General features: G+C 46.5%; 11 protein-coding genes and 1 pseudogene. 10 read left to right on the forward strand and 2 right to left on the reverse strand.

What is annotated here, in order from left to right; translation table 11 throughout:
• The first annotated feature begins 196 nt into the window (after positions 1 to 196).
• Positions 197 to 2239, forward strand: coding sequence for an EAL domain-containing protein (locus G5S52_RS01370; protein WP_165011468.1), 2043 nt, complete (start codon positions 197 to 199; stop codon positions 2237 to 2239).
• Between the two features lie 46 nt (positions 2240 to 2285).
• Here G5S52_RS01370 and bamJ read toward each other — a convergent pair whose 3' ends face one another.
• The gene (gene bamJ / locus G5S52_RS01375; protein ID WP_165011469.1) at positions 2286 to 2756 is read right to left on the reverse strand and encodes a BamJ family beta-barrel-assembly machinery protein; all 471 of its coding nucleotides are present in this window, start codon (positions 2754 to 2756) and stop codon (positions 2286 to 2288) included.
• 631 nt (positions 2757 to 3387) lie between these two features.
• Between bamJ and G5S52_RS01380 the strand changes: the two are divergent.
• Both G5S52_RS01380 and G5S52_RS01385 read left to right on the forward strand, forming a co-directional pair.
• Positions 3388 to 5728 (forward strand): annotated as a pseudogene (locus G5S52_RS01380) (glycosyl hydrolase family 18 protein).
• Positions 5729 to 5912: 184 nt separating this feature from the next.
• Positions 5913 to 8660 carry a M16 family metallopeptidase gene (locus G5S52_RS01385; RefSeq protein WP_165011470.1) on the forward strand — a complete coding sequence of 916 codons (2748 nt, stop codon included), beginning with the start codon at positions 5913 to 5915 and terminating at the stop codon, positions 8658 to 8660.
• A 48-nt stretch (positions 8661 to 8708) separates the two neighbouring features.
• On the opposite strand, the gene G5S52_RS01390 is transcribed toward G5S52_RS01385, so the two are convergent.
• A complete protein-coding gene (locus G5S52_RS01390; protein ID WP_046307449.1) occupies positions 8709 to 8882 on the reverse strand; it encodes an ATPase in 174 nt (57 codons plus the stop codon).
• A gap of 310 nt (positions 8883 to 9192) precedes the next feature.
• Here G5S52_RS01390 and G5S52_RS01395 point away from each other — a divergent pair, with 310 nt between their 5' ends.
• The 7 genes from G5S52_RS01395 (at position 9193) to G5S52_RS01420 (ending at position 20251) form a co-directional block, all read left to right on the forward strand.
• On the forward strand, positions 9193 to 10077 hold the full coding sequence (locus G5S52_RS01395; protein WP_165011471.1) for a PhzF family phenazine biosynthesis protein: 885 nt from the start codon (positions 9193 to 9195) through the stop codon (positions 10075 to 10077).
• A gap of 222 nt (positions 10078 to 10299) precedes the next feature.
• Complete coding sequence (locus tag G5S52_RS23680; RefSeq protein ID WP_235956038.1) at positions 10300 to 10716, forward strand: hypothetical protein; 417 nt, start codon at positions 10300 to 10302, stop codon at positions 10714 to 10716.
• Complete coding sequence (locus G5S52_RS23685) at positions 10662 to 11438, forward strand: EAL and HDOD domain-containing protein (RefSeq protein WP_235956039.1); 777 nt, start codon at positions 10662 to 10664, stop codon at positions 11436 to 11438. The genes G5S52_RS23680 and G5S52_RS23685 overlap by 55 nt, the downstream gene beginning before the upstream one ends.
• Positions 11439 to 11442: 4 nt before the next feature.
• A complete protein-coding gene (locus G5S52_RS01405; protein ID WP_165011472.1) occupies positions 11443 to 14751 on the forward strand; it encodes an ATP-binding protein in 3309 nt (1102 codons plus the stop codon).
• 295 nt (positions 14752 to 15046) lie between these two features.
• Positions 15047 to 16084 carry an efflux RND transporter periplasmic adaptor subunit gene (locus G5S52_RS01410; RefSeq protein ID WP_165011473.1) on the forward strand — a complete coding sequence of 346 codons (1038 nt, stop codon included), beginning with the start codon at positions 15047 to 15049 and terminating at the stop codon, positions 16082 to 16084.
• A gap of 1 nt (position 16085) precedes the next feature.
• Positions 16086 to 17183: an efflux RND transporter periplasmic adaptor subunit gene (locus G5S52_RS01415; RefSeq protein ID WP_165011474.1), complete on the forward strand. Its 1098-nt coding sequence runs from the start codon at positions 16086 to 16088 to the stop codon at positions 17181 to 17183.
• Entirely contained in the window at positions 17183 to 20251 is a 3069-nt protein-coding gene (locus tag G5S52_RS01420) for an efflux RND transporter permease subunit (RefSeq protein ID WP_165011475.1), read from the forward strand. Before G5S52_RS01415 ends, G5S52_RS01420 begins: the two co-directional genes overlap by 1 nt.
• The last annotated feature ends 184 nt before the right edge of the window (positions 20252 to 20435 follow it).

Raw genomic sequence — 20435 nt, forward strand, 5'->3', positions numbered from 1 at the left:
ACGGCGATGTCTATTTAAATAGCATCGCTGTTAATTTTTCTGGTTGGTTGTGAGTAATTAATTTTATTAACAGTAAGTAAAATTCTTTTCGTTGAATTAATATTGAATTTTCATCTATTTTTAATTGAGAGCATTTAATCCCACATATATAATCCGACATCTTTTTTGGCCTTGAACCGAGAACCAATTCATCAATATGTGGAAACTGCCTTCTTTAAGGTCTTGTTACGATACCTATGTTCGTGACATCTCAATCGTCTTCCTGCTTCTGCTCCCTCTGACCATTTGTAACGCGATTTCGATATTTGTAGGCCATTTTTTAAACTTTGCGGCAATGCCTGATATTGCGCAAAAGTTTTTCTACTTTTCAAATTTGCTGATTGGAATATATCCAACAGCACTTTGCATTATCACTACTTATTATTTGTCGACGAAGCATAACGTCAACCCTATGGTTGTCGTGCCTTATTCGTTGGTAATGTTTATTGCGATTTCACTCTCGAATGGGTTAGTGGCTGATAATGGCTTGCCGAATAACCCGCTTGTTGCTTTGCTAACAGCGGTAGTTGCTGCTATTTGCTGTGTTTCTGCACGAATATATCCACTCGACCCATCGCGACTTGATTTTGTTAGTGCGCTTTATAAACAAGCGGCTCATTTTTTCGGCTTTCTGCTGCTGACCATCTTTTTTAGCCGCGTAACAGGCAGCATCATGCAAAGTTCGACGCTGTTTAAAGATCATCTCAGCTTAGACCCACTCACGTTTGCTGGTGGCTTGGCGTATCAGTTTGTGCTAGGCCTTTTGGGGTCAGTGGGGATCAATGGTCATAACTTTCTGTTTCGGGCCAAACAGCAACTGTTCGAAGACACTCAACAGAACATTGCGGCATGGCAGTTTGGTGAAGAACCGCTGAATATTCTTAGCCAAGGTTTTTATGATGCGTTTCTGGCCATCGGTGGTTCGGGTAACTCGCTAAGCCTGCTTTTGTGTATCTTGCTTTTTTCCAGAGAGAAAAGGCATATTGCGTTGGCGCTTTCAGCGCTACCGTTGGTGATGTTTAACATTAACGAGCTGCTGTTGTTTGGATTGCCAATTATCTTTAACCCGACGCTGATTTTGCCGTTTGTTCTGGTACCCATGGCCAGCTTCATTCTGGTTTACAGCGTTATGGCTTTGGGATTGGTTAATCCTGTTAGCACCATTGTTGACTGGATGACGCCGCCATTTTTGAGTGGATATTTAGCCACCCAAAACAGCCTTGCAGGTACAGGACTCCAGATCGTCGTGATTGCGTTAGGTGTGTTGATTTACCGTCCTTTTTATCTGAACTATGCGGGTAAAAGCTCCACAGACAGTAAAGGTATTCTCCGCAAGATGGAAATTGAACGCAGTACCCTGAAGTCATTCTTAGGGGATGTGAATCAGTCGATGGGGAGCTATATCAGCAAACATGAAGTCAGCCAGCGCATCAGCAAAATGATGAATCGCGGTGAATTCGTCATGTACTATCAGCCTCAAGTGAACGTGAAAGACAGCACTCACTTGGCATTTGAGTCACTGGTTCGATACCGTGATGAACATGGAAACATGATACCTCCGACTTTCATCAACGACTTCCAGATGTTGGGCGCGATTAAGCAGCTCGATGAGATGGTGATCGATCTCGTGTTAGCGGATATGAAGACTTTACCTTTACTCGAACGCTGTAAGGTGGGCGTGAACATTTCCGCTGAGTCGATTTCACACAGAGATATTGTCGATAGCATTGCGGAGAGGCTGCATTACTACAAAATTCCAGCAAGCTCCTTAGAAATCGAGATTACAGAAGAAGCGCTTCTTGAAGACCATGAACAGATCAGCCGCAACATTGATGCGCTGCAACGCCTTGGCGTGAAAGTCGCGATTGATGACTTTGGCTCTGGTTATGCGTCTTTCCCTCACTTGCTGAAATACAACTTCGACAAGGTGAAACTAGACCGTTCTTTGTTGCTGAACGTGAAAGAAGAAAGAGGGCAAAACCTCTATCAACTGTTAGCTAAAATCAGTGAAGTAACAGGTTGTGCATTGGTTGCTGAGGGTATAGAAACTGAAACAGAAAAAACGTTCGTAGAAAGCTGTGGCATTGATATCTGCCAGGGATTCTATTTCTCCCGCCCATTACCGCTTGATGAAGCCATTGCCTGGTCTAAGGAGCAGACAGAGGCGGCTGGGGGCAAAGCATTACAACCCGCTGAGTGATAAAAAGAAGGCCGCGAACGCGGCCTTCTGCTATCTCGGATACTGATTATTTGAAATCGAGAAGTTCTACTTCGAATATCAGAGTTGAACCTGGTTTTATCGAACCTGCTGACATATTGCCGTAAGCCAGCTCAGCAGGGATGAAGAAGCGCGTTTTACCGCCTTTCTTCATCAATTGGACGCCTTCGGTCCAGCCTTTGATGACCTGGTTTAAACCGAACTCGATGGGTTCGCCGCGTTGGACTGAACTGTCGAACACTGAACCATCAAGTAAGGTGCCGTGATAATGCACTTTTACGCGAGAAGTGGCAGTCGGTTGTTCATCTCCTTCACCTTCTTCCAGAATCAGATACTGCAATCCAGAATCAGTAGTGATCACGCCTTCTTTGTTAGCATTTTTGGCTAGAAACTCCGAACCGATTTTCTTGTTTTCTTCAGCTGCTTTCTTTGATTTTTGGCGGATAAGGATGATGAAAACAACCATCACGAGGATGACGAGGGGTAAAGCAAAATCCATTGTAACTCTCTCAGTTGGGGACCTGGCAGCGCCAGCGGATAGCAACCATTATCCAGAACTCAGTAACGAATTGGAATACATGGAATTACATCCTCTTCCTGTTTAACTATGGTGCATTGCTTTGGTGCAACACTTGCCCCAAATGTAGTCATTTTCGCGATTGTAACCATCTGAAAAGAAAAGATTTCCCTGAATTTTCGGCAAATTCATAATTGGTACGGTGTTTGCTTTATAGAATTTGTGCTCCACAGCACGGCTTACACTCACTATCTCCGAAAGGGGATGAATTAGTTAGCGCATTCTCCTTGTTGCTTGTCTCCGCTACGTTTTGCACTGGCGGAGATTTTTTTTCATCCGTACTTAATTCGCTTCCAATTCCTGATTGTGATCTTTGTTCAATCTCATTGAATTATAAAGAGTTTGCATACAGTCCAATGTGCGGAAACCTACCAGCCGAATCTTGTGAACCATGATGCCTTCATGCAAAAAATTTCCGCAAAAAATGTAATTAATTAAATTCATTCCGAAGCACGATACCAAACTTTGCGATTTTCATTCGCGTCAGAAATTAAGTGATGGAAGAGTAAATCCGAAGGAAAACACCAACACCCAAGACGTGGAGAAAAATAATATGAATAAAGGACTTAAGTTCACTGCGATTGCTGCTTGTGTAGCCGGAGCGCTTGGCGTTACCGCGACTGCTACCGCAGCACCATCGCATGATAAAGCGGTTATCGGCTACCTGACCCAATGGGAAGCATGGAAGGGAACCGATGCTGGTTTTAGCGTAAAAGGTGAAGCTACACACCTCAACGTAGATATGGATATCTACAACATCCTCAACTTTTCTTTCTTCGGCGTAGCGAAAGACGGCTCCCTGCACAGTGGCGACCTTCGCAACAAGAGCATTTATCAGCCGGGTGCGGTTCAAGAGCCGGGCCCACTGCTTCACCCTGATGTTTATTCAAGCTGGGACTTCCACATCCTGTGGGGTGAGTTGGAATATATCCATGAATATCCAGGAACTGAACCTTGGCAAGCGGAAGCACTGGCAAAAGTTCAGGCGCAAGGTTTTGTAAAAGATGGTCGTGGTTGGAAGCATGCACCAACTGGTATCACTGGCCAAATGCCAATCCCTTTGAAAAAAGCGGGCGGCGCACCGGGTTTGATCGACTTGGCAAATGAAAAAGGCGTACAGGTAATGGCGTCTATCGGTGGTTGGAGTATGTCAAAGCACTTCCCAGAAATGGCTGCTGATCCTGTTAAAAAAGAGCGCTTCCTGCAAGACATCGACAAACTGATTGCGCTCGGTTTCCACGGTATTGATATCGATTGGGAATACCCAGGTTCTGGCGGCATGAACTTCACCGGTACGGATGCGGATTATGCCAACTTCGAACAGCTGATGGATGATATCCGTGAACGTATTGGTCCAGACCGTCTTCTGACAGCGGCATTTAAAGCTGTACCAGCAGCATTGGAAGGCTACGATTGGGCGCGCCTGCAACGTTCAATGGACTACTTCAACATGATGACTTACGACCTGAATGGCGGTTGGTCTAATGTTACCGGTCATAACTCTCCACTCTACCCATATCCAGAAGAAGAGTTTGAAGGGTTAAACCTGGATACTCTGAAAAACTGGATGGTGAACGTTAAGGGTATCAACCCGAAACAAATTAACTTTGGTGCCGCGTTCTATGGCCGTGGTGTTCAAACAACAGAAGCGGAAGCTTACCTTGGTGCACGACTGACAAACGTAATGTGAACTTCTCAGTTGATGGTCCAAGTGTTTCTGCCGTTGACCTGACCAACTGGAAAGCGTTCGAAGGCCAACCAAACTACAACTATCTGATCAAACAGCCTGGTTGGGCACACAAGTGGGACGCAAACGCGGAAGTACCCTATGCAGTGAAAGGCAAATACTTCCTGAGTTATGACGATCCAGACTCCATCCGTAAGAAAGCAGAGTACATTGTAAATAACGATTTGGGCGGCATCATTGTATGGCAGGTGCATGGCGACATTCAGTGTGAAGGCACGTTCGTTAACTACGGCACCAAGCTGAAGCAATGTACCAATCTCCGCTCGCCGTTGGCTGAGCAAATTGATCAGGTGTTCAGCGCGAATATCATTCCAAATGAAGCGCCAGTTCTGGCCTTGCCAGGTGCTCAAAATGCAGAGAGCGGAGCAGTCATTAGCTTCGTTGTGTCAGCGACTGATGCGGATGGCGATGCGTTGTCGTTTTCAGCACAAGGTGCCAATGTAACCGACAACGGTGATGGTACCGCAACGGTGACGTATAAAGCGCCAAACACAGCAGTCGACCTGACTGAAGCGGTGACCGTGAAAGTCTCTGACGGACGTAAATCTGACAGCGGTTCAGTGACGGTGAGTGTGAAAGGTTCAGGTGATGTGATTAACACTGCACCAGTACTGACTGCACCAGCATCGGTTTCCGTTAAAGCTGGTGAAACCGCAGTGATTGACCTTTCAGCAACTGATGCCGAAGGTGATTCTCTGACATTTACAGCGTCTGCGGGAGAGCTGGTTCAAACAGGTAACAGCGCAACAGTATCTGTGGCGACAGTAGACTCAACTGAAAACAGCGTTGTTAACGTCGTTGTTACTGTGACTGATGGTGTAGAAACTGTTGAAGCAACAGTCGTTGTGAACGTTGAAGGTAATACGCCAGTAGACAGCAACTGGGATCGAAACAAGGTCTACAACACTGGCGATAAAGTGACCCACAACGGCGTTGAATATACTGCTAATGGTGGACCAAAGGCGAAGAGCCAGGAGCGTCAGCAGTATGGGAAGCGTTTGATGATGGTTCAGCGAAAGAGTGGAGTGCAGACAAAGTCTACAACGGTGGCGATATTGCTATCTATAACGGCAGCACCTACAAAGCGAAATGGTGGACGAAAGGCGAAGTACCAGGATCTGCTTGGGGTCCTTGGGAACTTCAATAGTCCTTAGCGTTAAATCCCGACAAGGCCTCGTTTATGCGAGGCCTTTTTGTTTATATTTTCCGAGCGGATAACAGAAACTGAGATTGTTCAGAGAGTTTGGCGATACTTGCCTTTACTGATACGCCTATCTTGTGCTTGATTGAAATGATCGCATTCTTTTTTAATCACTTAGTTTGGTGTATCTATGCTCGTTCGTTACGCAGTCGCCCTTATTGTTTTACTGATTTCCGGCTGTGCGTCTCTTTCTTCCTCTCCACAACTAACCACAGATCCAAACTGGGTCTCTGAAACCTTGCCAAATGGCATGCGCTACCACCTTTATCCCATTGAAGGCGAGCAAATTGAAGTTCGGTTGGTTGTGAATGTGGGAAGCCTGAATGAAGGAGAAGATGAGCGGGGCTACGCGCATTTTATCGAGCATATGGCTTTCAATGGCACCCAACGCTATCCGAATAACTCAGTTTTTGAAGAGTTTGCTCAGGTTGGGGTTGAGTTTGGCCCTGATATCAATGCGGTGACTGACTATGGGCGAACCGTCTACCAGCTTTCTTTGCCGGATGCCCAGCGTCTTCCTGACGCGCTGGATTGGTTCCGTGATATTTCCGATGGTCTGACGCTGGATAGCCAAGAAGTGGATGCGGAGGTGGGCGTCATTTTCGCAGAATGGCGACGTGACAACCGGGAAGATTCATCTTGGCCTCTAAAACTCTATGAGGCGTTGATAGATGGGACGCCATACATCGACCGGGATCCGATTGGCACTGAGTTCTCGCTAAACAGTGTCACACCAGAAAGTCTCAGGGCGTTCTACGAAAAATGGTATCAGGCAAATCGAATCCAATTGGTGGTGATTGGCGGATTTAATGTTGAAAACCTGCAGACTGAAATAGAAGAGGAGTTTTCCTCGCTCCGCACTGAAAGCTCAAACCCCGAGCCTCACCGCATTCTCCACGTCGACAGAGATACGCAATATCCGCTGACGCTTTATGCCTCTCAGGGCGAGTCGCCCGCTTTAGTGGTCAGTTTCAAAGATGGTGAGGATCAATATCCCGAGACGCTAGCAGAGCAGAGAGCGCTGTGGTTGCACTGGATGATGCTTGATGCGGTGCAACTGCGGCTTGAAGAACAGTTCGAGCGGGAAAACCTTGCGCACAATGGCTTGTATTTCAACTTTGGCTTTCTACCAGGCTGGGCAGTGTATGAACTGAGCGTGGAGTACAACGATGTTGACCGTCCCTATGTACTCGAATCGGTTGCCAAAAACCTTGCATCGCTCCGTGACTATGGCGTTACAGAAGATGAATTTGCGTCTTTGGTAGAGCAATATGATGCCAGCATTGTGTTCTATGAGAATCAGTTGCCTATCGAAGTGGCGGAGAATGTGTATAACGACCTTTATTACAACCGCTTACCTCAAAGCAGAGTCGAGCAAAACGACAACTTCAGCCAGTTTCTTCAAAACATCGAACTAAAGGATCTAAACAGAGAGCTGGCACGCTTATTGACAGCATCAAATCAATCTCTGACGTTGGTTTACGGAAAGGGGGAGTCGATTGCTAATGCCGAGCTGCAACGAAATCGATATATAGAAACGTTGGCAAAGCCTGGTGAAGTGGTGAAGGTCTCCTACGCGGACGTGGAAATTCCTCAACCAGATTCCTTTGTCACGGTTACCGAAGATGCGGTTGAAATGGCGGAGAATGTTTTCCGGTGGAAACTCCCTAATGATTTGCCGGTTCTCTACTACAAAATGGATGACAGTTACTACGAAACACAGGTTGTCCTTCAGGCCAAAGGTGGTGTGGCATCAATGACAACGAAAGAAAGAGCAGCGTTAGATTTGATGTTCGAAACTTATCGTAACGGCAGTGTTGGTAATGTTTCGGCCAACGATTTCTCGCACTACCTTGAATCCTTGGGCGTGAACATCGAGCCACAGGTTTATGGCAATAGCCATAACTTTTCGATGTATGTGCCAACAGAAGTACTGTTGGAAGGCCTGAATGCATTGCGTTATCTGGTCGAAAACGTGTCGCCAAGTGAATTGGCATTTGAGCGCGAAAAAGCACGGCTGATTGAACGCATGAATTTGGCACAAACGTCGCCGTATGATGTGTTTGGACGGGCGTCATTAGCGTTGATTTATCCTAGACCTTCCTATGAGTCGCCATTAGGTGCCGAAGACTATCAAGGGTTAACGTTTGAAGATGTCACATCGCTGTATGAAAAGTTATTTGGCGATATGGGGCATTTCAGTGTCTATGTCGTGTCCGATGAACCTTTGCTGGCTGTTCAAGGTGTGGTTACGGCGTTGCTTGGAAACCTGCAAACGAAAAGGGAAAGAACAAATACCAGCCCACTCCACTACAACAAGAATGGGGGCAAGGTAGTCAGACACCTCTCTCCGGAAAACCGCACTTATGTGGAGCAGGTGTATATTCGCGCTTCAACGCCACGAACGGTTGATTCGGTGTTTGCGGAGGACTTGCTTAACCGAATTCTACAAGCGCGCTATAACCAGCTGGTGAGAGAAAAGTATTCGCTGTCTTACGATCCGTTTTTCTCTTCTTGGACGTGGGATGGGGAATCAGTCGTTACAACAACCATGACAGCGTTGGTCTCACCAGATAAGGAACAGGCATTGGCAGCATTATGGCCAACAATAAAACAGACGCTGACACAGCCCGTCACTATGACTGAGAGTGAGAATGCGGCACGTCAATTGCTGAAAGACCTTTATGATTCCCAAACCGATCCGCAATTTATTGTCGGAACCCTTGCTCGCTACGATCTCTGGGGATATGCACTGGAAGGACTCATTTTCCCGGAACAGGTTATCGACAGAATCGATACACAACGACTTTCCCGTATGGCGTCTGTGCTGTTTGATGATGCCGCTTTTTTCGAAAGTATTTTGCGGCCCGCTAAATAAGAAAAACGCGCCCCAAGGGGCGCGTTTTAACCTTCTTTCGATAGGTAATTAATGGCTCTTTTGACCACCGAAGTATTTTTCAAGAATCTCTGGCGTTAGCTCGCCTTTTTCTTCCAGTGCTTTTAGCTCTGCTGCGATACGCTTCTGCTCTTCCATTGAAGGTAATGGAATGTCCGGTTCACGTTCTGGCGCATCTTTAATCAGGTTTTCTAAATCGATCATGTGGTTATTACCCAAATTACGTTTGTCGGTATTTTAATGAAAAAGTGACCTAGCTATCAAGGCTACAGGCTCTCTATCGCGGCTTCCCTTAATATCAATCAATTTCTTGTGTTTTACGGCATTTTGTAACACTGTAACAAAGATACCCAAGAAAATTGATTTCCCCATGGCCTTAATTTCTTCAACAGAGAGAATGGGATAACGAAACTTGGTGTAGGTGCTGAACATTTTGGCGTGTTCAGGCTGAATTGACTCGACATCATTCGATGGAAAGCCAACTGACAATAATAAGAACTAAGGAAAGGTAACTATGTCAGATATTCTTGAAGTCTATGTAACCAACGCATTTGTGGCAGAAAACCAAGGCGGTAACCCAGCAGGGGTTGTAGTGAATGCTGAAGGGCTAACTGTTGCACAGATGCAATCTATCGCGGCAGAGCTAGGTTATTCTGAAACAGCGTTTATCTCGCCTTCCAAAAAAGCGGACTACCGTGTTCGTTTCTTTACCCCCACTGAAGAAGTCGATTTCTGTGGGCACGCAACGGTAGGCACGTTTTCAACGCTCTTCAAAACCGGAAAAATAGAAGCTGGAGACTACAAGCAGGAAACCGGAGCTGGAATATTGGGTGTGACGGTGACCGAAGACGGACGCATTAACATGCAGCAAGTGTTACCTGAGTTCGGTGACACCTACAACGAGGCAGATATTGCCCCATTGCTTGGTCTTTCAACGGAAGACATCCTTGCCACCGGGCTACCTATCAAAGCCGTATCAACGGGCCTCTGGGACATCATTATTCCTGTCGATGATGAGGCTAAACTTCTGGCGATCGAAGCAGATCACAAAGCGATTGCGGCGTTTAACCGCAAAACAAATACAGGGGCAATTCATGCCTTCGCACTGACCCCGACAGAATCTGATATCTCAGCGAGATGCAGAAACTTCGCACCAGCACTGGGTATTGATGAAGAGTCGGCTACGGGCAGTGCAGCCGGTGCTTTGGCCTCTTACCTTCATATCTATCAGGGCGGTAAATACCGTTACTTGTTTGAGCAGGGTGAGGTGTTGAATAAGCGCTCTTTGCTTTGGGCGAGTGTCGAGTCTGAAAACGACAAGATTAGCGCGGTATTTGTTGGCGGCGTCAGTGATAAGCCAGTGCGGATTCCTTACAGATTAAAAGTTGGAGCGGTGTAATTTTCAGAAGGGAGCAGAAATGCTCCCTTTTTCATGTGGTTGCTCATCGGTTTGCGTGTTCAAGGATGTGACTTATTTAGCGGAAAAAGAAGGAAAAATTCGGCAATTGGTCTAATTTTTAAAGAGGAATCTTAACTATGGGACTTACTCTGCGTGGCCGAAGTATTTTTCTCATGTCAGCCGGTTTTCGATAAAGACCTTCAACACTGGGGGAGTGAGCTCTTGTTCCGAGAAGGACTGGAGAACAAATTCCCTTCCATCGACGAAGACACAGCGACCTCTCGTATTCTCAGTGCAAACTTTTTAGCGTGTGGTGGTAAGCCTGACAAAACGCGATATATCGTTAGCTTTGGCCAGTCATCCCTGATGGATGAAATTCCACTTTCGATGCCGCCCCAGCACCTGATTATCTCTGTCACTGACGACTGTGCACCCACGCAGGAAGTGGTCAGTAAACTCCGTACCTATCGTACAGAAGGCTACCGTATCTTAATGGACGGAAAAGCCATGACAAATGAGTGGCGTAATCATCTAGAGTTGGTGGATATTTTCAGTATCAGCATGGAGCGCTCCAAGCCTTCTGATTGGGAGAATGTCATTTCCCAATATTCGCAGCAGGTTTTCTGGCCAGAAAGGTAGAAAAACAAGATGAACTCGCCGCCGCACAAAGCTGCGGTTTCGCGCTATTTCAGGGCTACTTCTTCGAGAAACCACAGATCAAACGTTCAGAAGATATCGCACCTTCTGTTATGTCGCTGCTGGATGTCTGCATCATCATTAACCGTAATCCGGATGACATTGATACGCTCACCAAAATTATCTCTAAAGATGTATCACTCCTGTACAAAGTAGTGGCGAGCGCCAACATTCTCGCTAAAACCAAAGCCAATAAGATTTCCAACCCGCGTCAGGCAGTGGTTTATCTTGGTGTGCAGGCTCTTAGACGTTTGGTGTCATTGTTGATCATGACGAACCTGAACCACCAACATGCCCATCAATTACAGAGTGCGTCGCTGATACGTGCGACGTTTCTATCTTCCATGGAAAATAACATTCGTGGTTTTGACAAAGATGAGGCATTCATTGTTGGTGCATTTTCTATGCTTGATGTGATGCTAAGCAAGCCAATGGAAGACATCGTCGGTGAGTTGGATCTCTCTAATGACGTAAAACGTGCATTGATTGCCAAAGAAGGGGTTTACGGAGAGTTCCTGTCGCTATGCCATGACATTGAACGGGCAAATTGGAATGGTGTGCTACACACCTGTAACCAGCTTAAACTCAATGACAAGGCAGTGTTGAAAGAATTCGAACAGGCTCGCAGCAGTACCGCGGACATGACTTCCAGCATGCAGGTATGATCCTATGCTGATGATGCGAACAAAACTCGCGGTAATTTTGGTGGTTAGTGGCACACTGATCCTCAGTGTGTTTGGCGTATTTAACTACTACAAAACCCACGATCGCCTTTATGGCGAGATGGACTTCGAACTCGAGTCTATTATTGCCCGACTTTCCTACCGGCTTCCCGCCCAGATGTGGAACTATGATTTTGAGTCCGTCGTTAAAGACCTGGAAAGTGAAACCCTTTCCCGTTTTGTCTATCGCATTGAAGTTGTTTCTAAAGACGATAATTTCCGTCATATCACCAAGCCAAAAAGTGGAGGGTTCAGTAACGAGTTTCGTCTGCGTAGTATTCCCTTGATTTACGACGAGCTGAATGAACAAACCAAAGTCGGGGATTTGATTATCTACGAAGACCCGAGACCGATTGAGAGTACCCTCACGTCTGAAATTGTTTCCGGTATCGCGCAGGTTTTCCTGCTGGATCTGATGATCATGTTCCTGATTTGGAAGTACGCCCGGGCGATCAAGGAAATTGAATCAAGCAAAAACTACCTCAACACTATCATCCACAGCTATAAAGACGGACTTTTGGTGTTGGGGGAAGACCACGAAATCACAACGCTCAATGAAGCTGCGAGGCGGATGTTTGAGCTAGAAGATGTGCCGATTGAGAAGGTGACTTTATCGAAAGTTATCGCCAAAGTCGTTCCTGATTCCCGCGCGTATTTCTCTCAAGCACTTTATGGCTTCAACACTAAAAGTCTGAATTATGAGCTTATCAGAACCGATGACCGTCAGATCGTTCAGGTTCGCTCTAATAAAATTGAGGTGAATGAAAGGCCGCTTCAGGTAGCGATTATCCGTGATATTACGGAACAGCATCTGGACAAAATAAAAGTGTCAAAAGGTGCCGAGCTATTCTCTGCCGTGAAAACCTTGCAGGACAAATTCCTGATCAGTGATGACTACCACAATAGCTTTCGTGAAGTGTTGAAGATCTTGTTAAAGATTGGTGAGAGTAATCACGGCATCATTGTGGAGTTGGATTACGAAGCTCAGAATAATTACCGCATTCTGGCGCAAACACGGCTGATTGCGAATGGCTATGTGTCAGAAGAATTCGTTCGCAACGTTGTCACGCGTGTCATAGACACCCAGAAAGGGGACAGAAGCCTGCAATTGGCGGGGCAATCTTCAAACAACGGGAAATTGATTATCAACTCCCTTAGCATGCCTCTGTTCCTTTCGAATCAATTGGTGGGCGTGGTTTGTCTCTTTGATGAATCTACTAATTATGATGAAGACTTGGTGTCTTGGCTTGAGCCGGTATTGTCGAGTCTCAGTGCCATGGTTAACTTCGTTCGCCAGAAGAAATTGAATGATTTAATCACCGAGCAAATGGTGCATGCCAAAGAGGAAGCGGAGAAGGCCAACGAAGCCAAGACCAACTTCCTGGCGATGATGAGCCATGAAATCCGCACGCCGATGAATGGCATTGTGGGTATGTCTAATCTGCTCAAAGAAACTGACCTCAATCAACAACAATCGTATTTTGTCGATACGTTGGTTCACTCTTCAAATGCCTTACTGAATATCATCAATGACGTGCTCGATTTAACCAAAATCGAGGCGGGTAAAATGCGTCTATTGGATCAGGAATGTGAGCTGCCGGACCTCGTTCATGATGCGCTGGTGGTTTTCCATGCCAAAGCTGTCGAAAAAAGCTTGAGGCTGCATTGCCTTATCGAACCAGACTTACCGCGTTGGTTAATGCTGGATCCTGTTCGCTATACGCAAATTATTCTGAACCTGGTGGGGAATGCTCTCAAGTTCACCAAACATGGGTCTGTGATGGTCCATGTGAGCAAAACCATGCTGGACGATGTGGAGCATATCAGGCTTGAAGTGAAGGACACGGGAATTGGTATTCCCGAAGAAAAGTTAGGAACCATCTTCGAAAACTTTACTCAAGTCGATAATTCCTATTCTCGCTCATATCAAGGCACAGGGCTTGGTCTGCCAGTTTGTCTGAAACTCACGGAACTGATGGGCGGCGCAATTGAGGTTGTCAGCAAGGAAGACGTGGGAACGACCTTTACCGTAGATGTCCCTCTCACGTTGGTGCCAGACAACACAAACTGTTTGTTGGAGAACCTGACACTGAAGCCGGAGATTGAAGGCAAAGCGGCCATCATCGCTACTCAGGACTCCCAACTGTATGCCGTATTAAATGCATACCTTTCAAACGTTGGCTTAAACGTTGAGCAATGGTCTAAGAGCACGCCGCCAGAAGAGGAAATCTGTGAATCGGCGCTGCTATTTGTTGATGATAATATGATCAGTGAAATGCGTCCTGCAATGAACCCTGCTAATCACACCTTGTTGATCAGTCATAGTGGTGTGGTAGACGAGTTTGGTATGCCGTGTCTCATTAACCCTATCAACCCAGATGCGCTTATTAATGCGCTTTCTGCTGACTCGCCTATTGATGTAGAAGTGCCGGAAGTAAAAGCCGACGCGGTGCGTTTTGATGGACTGAATGTTCTGATCGCTGAAGACCACTTAGTGAATCAGGATCTGATGGTGTTGGTACTTAACAGTTTAGGTTGCCAGTCGACGTTGGCGGATAACGGGTTAGAAGCGTTGGATAAACACCGGGCCAATCCGTTTGATTTGATCCTGATGGATTGTCAGATGCCGGAAATGGATGGCTTTGAGGCAACGCGAAACATCCGTGATTTTGATGAAAATGTCCCGATTATCGCAGTGACAGCGAATGCGCTATCTGGTGATGCGCAGCGTTGTTTAGATTCGGGAATGAATGCTCACCTTGCTAAACCGTTTACTAAAGAACAATTAGTGAATTTGATGCTGTTGTATGTGCCAGGAGAAAAAGCATTTCCGGTTTCCAAGGGGTGGGAGCCTGAAGCGATGAAGCAAGAGGGAACTGAAGCGTCAGAGCAAGTTTCATCCAAAGTCACGCTGGAAGAATGCACCACGTTTGATGTCAATCAGCTCAAAGATCAAGTAGGAGATAGTGAAGAGCTGATGCTTCATATTCTGACCAAATATCTCACTACCCAGGAGGCTGATATGGAAGCGCTTCAAAGCGCAATGTCTTCTTCCGACCTGGCTGGCGTGAGAAAAATTGCGCACCGAATGAAAGGTGCGGCGTCAATGATCGGGGCAAAGGAACTGGCAGAGCTGTGCCTTTCCATTGAAAAAGATCACGACAAAGGCCTAGAGCTCATACAAAACCGTTTTGACGAGTTGAATGCCCGTACTGCGGAAATCAAGCAAGAGTTAGAAAGCCTTTCCAGTGTCTGATAAAAGCAAACTGGCAGAAATGCTGTCTATAGAGTTGCTTGGACACAAAAACAGACGTGCAAGATCAGTAATACTTCAGGTCACGCTACGAAAGTCGAGTTGTGACCTTGTTGCAGACTTCACTTCAGCTACCTATCTCAATCCTCAGAATTTAAACAAAATTTCATCTCATTCACTTCCACACATATCCAAGATAGTTTAGAAATTGCTACTATTTTTTAAATACATAAATTTCTAGTCATATCATCAATGTTGCCAATGATTCCTTTGGTGACACAAAGCAAGGAGCGCGACCATGAAGAAAACGCTATCAATGGCGTTGGTCTCCCTTTACTTAACTGGTTGTAGTGAAGAACCCCCAATCCCCGAACCTGAAGCTCGCCCCGCAAAACTTATGACTGTCGCCATTGGTGATAGTGATGTTGTTCGTGAGTTCCCGGGCACTGTAGAAGCCGATGATGAGGCGGTACTCGCGTTTCGCGTGGCAGGGGAGATTGTCGATATTCCTGTCGTAGCGGGACAGGATGTGGCGACCGGTGATGTTCTTGCAGAGTTGGACAAAGACGAATACAGCCTTCTGTTGCAGAAGGCCAAGGCGAGTTACCAACTCGCCAAAGTGCAATATGACCGTGCTGTCAAATTGAAGAAAACCAACGTCATCTCCGCGCAGGATTTTGATAAAGCAAAATCCAGTCTTAATGAAGCTCAGGCCGGATTAGATTTGGCGCAATCAAACTTTAATTACACCACCCTCAAGGCGCCTTACACCGGTACGATTTCTCTGCGAATGAAAGAGAGGAACGAGTTTGCCAATGCCATGGAGCCAGTCATGCATATCCAAACTAAGGATGTGATTAATGTGAGCTTCCAACTACCGGAAAGACTGATTAGCTTCTTTGACCAAGAAAATGATTCTACTCATTCCAAGCCCCGTATTCGTTTTGACGCTTACCCAAATCAAGAGTTTGAGGCTGACTTCAAGGAAGTCGATACCGAAGCAGATGCGACATCTGCCTCTTATCGCATCACAGTTTCTTTGCCTCGGCCAGAGAATGTGAATGTTTTGCCGGGTATGGCGGCACAAGTCTTTACTTCTATCCCCGCATCCAGTCACAACAAATTGCCAGAAACGGCTGTAGAAGCCAGTGATGCGGGTACTCATGTCTGGCGTGTTGCGGACAATGGTGCGGTTTCACGCGTTCTGGTTGAACTGGGTGAAGATAACAAACTCGAAGCTGGGTTAAACAATGGTGATGTCATTGTGGTGAACGGTCTCTCCAGTCTTGAAGAGGGCATGGTGGTGTTCCCGTGGGTTAAGGAGCGAGGACTGTAATATGAAAAATACAATCGGCCTTACCGTAGCAATGACAGCATTGGCGTTGTCCCTATCGGGATGTGACAAAGCGCCTCAGTCCAAAGAAAAAGCACTCCTGAATGTTGATGTGGTCGAAATTGGTGACGACTCACTGGGAAGTGAACTGCATTTCCCAGCCATTGCGGCTGCAGCAGACAGAGCTGAACTTTCGTTTCTTGTCGCTGGCGAGATCAATAAGATCAACGTAAAAGCCGGGGATATCGTTAAGAAGGATACCGTGCTCGCGACTTTGGATCCGACAGATTACAAACTGCAGGTCGACAATGCGAAAGCGAGATTCGATGTGGTGGATAGCCAATATCGACGCTCCAAACCGTTGGTAGACAAAGGCTTGCTGGCTAAATCCCAATTTGACGAAATAGGCGCACAGCGGGCGATTGCCAAAGCTGAACTTGAATTGGCAAGGCTAAAGCTTTCTTACACCGAGCTCAAAGCGCCGGTAGATGGCGTTATCAGCCGTGTTCCAGTTCAGCAGTTCGAAAACGTGGGTATTGGGCAGAGTATTTTGAATATTCATGATGCTACTCAGGTAGATATCCGCATTCAGGTGCCGGATGTGTTGTTCTCCAAACATGGTGGTAAAACCCGTGAGGAAAACAACGCGACCATTCGTCCCCATGTCAGAACAGAAGATGGCAAAGAGTACCGTGCTTCAGTGAAAGAATTTACGGCACAGCCGGATCCTGAAACGGGCTCTTTCATGGTGACACTGACCATGCCAATGCCGGAAGACAAATTCATTTTGGATGGTATGACAGTTGAAGTTGTGGTTGAAGAGCTTGGCCTATACAACGATAGAGCAAGCCAGGTTGAAATCCCGATGGAAACGGTCTTCAACGAAGATGGCGATGCGCTCGATCCTTCCAACAAATTTGTGTGGGTCGTTGGCGCCGATAACACAGTTGAGAAACGCAAAGTGAAAGTGGGTGAACTCACGCCGACAGGCGTCTTGGTCACCAATGGCTTAGAGCGGGGAGACAAAGTTGTCTCTGAAGGTGTGAACCGCCTTCGTGCCGGGCAGTCAGTCAATATCGTTGCGAATAAGGAAATCAACTGATGAAACAGACCGTAGCCAGCTATTTTATCAATAACAAGATCATCAGTTGGATGCTGACGCTGATATTTCTGATCGGCGGTACCACTTCATTCTTTGGTCTTGGACGATTGGAAGATCCCGCTTTCACACTGAAAGATGCACTGGTCATTACCAGCTACCCGGGAGCAACGCCTCAACAAGTAGAAGAGGAAGTGACTTACCCGCTTGAGAAAGCCGTTCAACAATTAGTGTATGTCGACGAAGTAAGGTCGATTTCGAGCCGTGGTTTATCACAGATCACAGTAACAATGAAGAATAACTACGGCCCAGACGACTTACCACAGATATGGGATGAATTGCGCCGTAAGGTCAATGACGTCAGAAGCAGCTTGCCACCTGGCGTTGGTGACCCTCAGGTCATTGACGATTTTGGTGATGTATTTGGCGTATTACTCGCCATTACGGGTGAGGGGTATTCCTACAAGGAACTCTCTGATTATGTCGACTTTCTCCGCAGGGATTTGGAACTGGTTGATGGCGTTGGCAAGGTTCAGGTAACAGGTACCCAGCAAGAGCAAGTGTTCATTGAGATGTCGATGAGACGGCTTTCTAATTTGGGTATTTCACCTGATACCCTTAATAGTTTGCTTGCGACCCAGAACATTGTCTCCAGTGCTGGCGCATTACGTCACGGGGACGAATACCTTCGCATTCACCCCACAGGTGAGTTTGAGAGCGTTGAAGAGCTCGGTAACCTTATCCTCAACGAAGCCGGTTCTCAGGAGCTTATCTACCTGAAAGATGTGGCGGATATTAAGCGTGGTTATCAGGAAGTACCCACCAATGTCTTAATGTACAACGGTCAACAGGCGCTGCACCTTGGCGTGTCGTTTGCTGACGGCGTTAACGTTGTGGAAGTGGGCGAACGTCTGGAACGACGATTGGCCGAATTAAAAGAGAACCAGCCAATTGGCATAGATATAGGGGTGGTTTACGCGCAGCCAGTGGAAGTCGATACCTCAGTGAAGGGCTTTGTGGTGTCGTTGGGCCAGGCTGTGGCGATTGTTATCATCGTCCTTCTCTTCTTCATGGGGTTGCGCTCAGGTCTGCTGATTGGTTTGATTCTGCTGCTTACTGTGCTCGGTACGTTCATTTTCATGAAGTACTTCGCTATCGACCTTCAGCGTATCTCTCTTGGTGCTTTGGTTATTGCTCTCGGTATGTTGGTAGATAACGCCATAGTGGTGGTGGAAGGGATACTCATAGGGTTAAAGAAAGGGCGAACGAGGACAGAAGCCGCATCCGATATCGTCACGCAAACAAAGTGGCCGCTACTTGGAGCAACAGTGATTGCTGTCACTGCATTCGCGCCAATTGGTTTATCAGATGACTCTACTGGCGAGTACTGTGGCACCTTATTCTCAGTGCTGTTGATTTCTTTGATGCTGAGCTGGTTTACCGCAATTACATTGACGCCATTTTTTGCCAGCTTGTTCTTTAAAGAAGAGAACGTGGAAGACGGTAAAGCCATGGAAGACCCCTACAACGGTATGTTGTTTGTGGTTTACAAAAAGTTCTTGGATATCTGCATGAAGCGCGCTTACCTAACCATGATCATTTTGGTGGGAGCACTGGTGGCAGCGCTATATGGTTTCACTCTGTTGAAGCAGTCTTTCTTTCCATCTTCTACCACGCCAATGTTTATGGTCGACGTTTGGATGCCGGAAGGAACCGATATCCGCGCCACAGAAGAAACGCTGATTGAATTAGAGTCCTGGATTCTTGAACAACCCAACGTCGAGTACGTAAACACCAGTTCAGGTAAGGGTGTTCAACGTTTTATGCTGACCTATGCACCGGAGAAAAGTTACTCGGCTTATGGTGAAGTGATTATTCGCGTGAAAGATTACGAATCAGTGGTACCAACCATGGCGTCGATTCGTGAGCATATTGATGCGGACTTCCCGAATATCCAATACAAGCTCAAGCGTATTGAATTGGGGCCATCTTCCGGGTCGAAAATTGAAGCGCGTATTTTAGGTGCGGATCCAACGATTCTTCGTACGATTGCCGGTCAGGTTATTGACATCCTGAATGCAGATCCGGATGCAGTAAATGTGCGTCATGACTGGCGTGAACGTACCAAGATTCTCGAGCCACAATTCAATGAAAGTCAGGCGCGTCGTTACGGCATTACCAAAAGAGACGTTGATGAACTGCTGATGATGACCTTCTCGGGTCTGAATGTTGGTGTTTATCGTGATGGCACGACATTGATGCCGATCGTGACACGCTTGCCAGAGCAAGAGCGCGTTGATGTGAAGACCATTGAAGGAATGAAGATCTGGAGCCCTGTGCTGAAGGATTACATTCCTTTGCAGCAAGTGATTTTGGGTTATGACCTGATTTGGGAAGACCCACTCATCATGCGTGAAAACCGTAAACGCACTCTGACGGTACTGGCGGACCCTGACCCACTTCAGGATGAAGTGACAGCGGCGACACTGCAAAAACGTATTCAGCCTTTGGTGGAAGAGATTGAACTGCCAAAAGGTTATTACATCGAGTGGGGAGGTGAGTATGAATCTTCTGGTGAAGCGCAGGAAAGCCTGTTTACTACCATGCCAATGGGCTACCTGTTCATGTTCCTCGTCACTGTTGTGCTGTTCAATTCAGTCAAAGATTCGCTGATTGTCTGGTTGACAGTGCCATTAGCGGTCATTGGTGTAACAACGGGTTTGTTATTACTGGATACACCATTCGGCTTTATGGCTTTGTTGGGCTTCTTGAGCCTCTCAGGCATGTTGATTAAAAACGGTATCGTCTTGATTGACCAAATCAATATTGAAATGGAGAGCGGGAAAGACCATTACAATGCGATTGTTGATGCTGCTGTGAGCCGTGTTCGTCCAGTGTGTATGGCGGCAATCACTACGGTACTTGGCATGCTGCCTCTATTGCCAGATGTTTTCTTTAAACCGATGGCTGTTACCATCATGTTCGGTTTGGGGTTTGCAACGGTGTTGACCTTGATTGTGGTGCCGGTGCTGTACCGGATCTTCTACAAGATAAAATATCATCCTGCTTAACCCTGAATTTCACCGAAAAAATGCCTGCGTAATGCAGGCATTTTTCATTTTAAAATCTTGCGAATTATCACACACCAAAAAAAGACAAAAATTAGCAGAGTTAGCTGCATCAAATTATCTTTAATAAAAACAGTGCTATACGAATATATTGAGGTTGTGGATAACGAAATTTTTATCCACAAAA

The sequence above is a fragment of the Grimontia sedimenti genome, assembly GCF_011045095.1.
GTDB classification, from domain to species: Bacteria; Pseudomonadota; Gammaproteobacteria; order Enterobacterales; family Vibrionaceae; genus Enterovibrio; species Enterovibrio sedimenti.

Excerpts from the sequence above, each read along its gene's own strand:
- G5S52_RS01385 (WP_165011470.1), top strand. The coding sequence starts at position 5,913 with ATGCTCGTTCGTTACGCAGTCGCCCTTATTGTTTTACTGATTTCCGGC.
- G5S52_RS01395 (WP_165011471.1), top strand. The coding sequence starts at position 9,193 with ATGTCAGATATTCTTGAAGTCTATGTAACCAACGCATTTGTGGCAGAA.
- G5S52_RS01410 (WP_165011473.1), top strand. The coding sequence starts at position 15,047 with ATGAAGAAAACGCTATCAATGGCGTTGGTCTCCCTTTACTTAACTGGT.
- G5S52_RS01370 (WP_165011468.1), top strand. The coding sequence starts at position 197 with ATGTGGAAACTGCCTTCTTTAAGGTCTTGTTACGATACCTATGTTCGT.
- bamJ (WP_165011469.1), bottom strand. The coding sequence starts at position 2,756 with ATGGATTTTGCTTTACCCCTCGTCATCCTCGTGATGGTTGTTTTCATC.
- G5S52_RS01415 (WP_165011474.1), top strand. The coding sequence starts at position 16,086 with ATGAAAAATACAATCGGCCTTACCGTAGCAATGACAGCATTGGCGTTG.
- G5S52_RS01405 (WP_165011472.1), top strand. The coding sequence starts at position 11,443 with ATGCTGATGATGCGAACAAAACTCGCGGTAATTTTGGTGGTTAGTGGC.
- G5S52_RS01390 (WP_046307449.1), bottom strand. The coding sequence starts at position 8,882 with ATGATCGATTTAGAAAACCTGATTAAAGATGCGCCAGAACGTGAACCG.
- G5S52_RS01420 (WP_165011475.1), top strand. The coding sequence starts at position 17,183 with ATGAAACAGACCGTAGCCAGCTATTTTATCAATAACAAGATCATCAGT.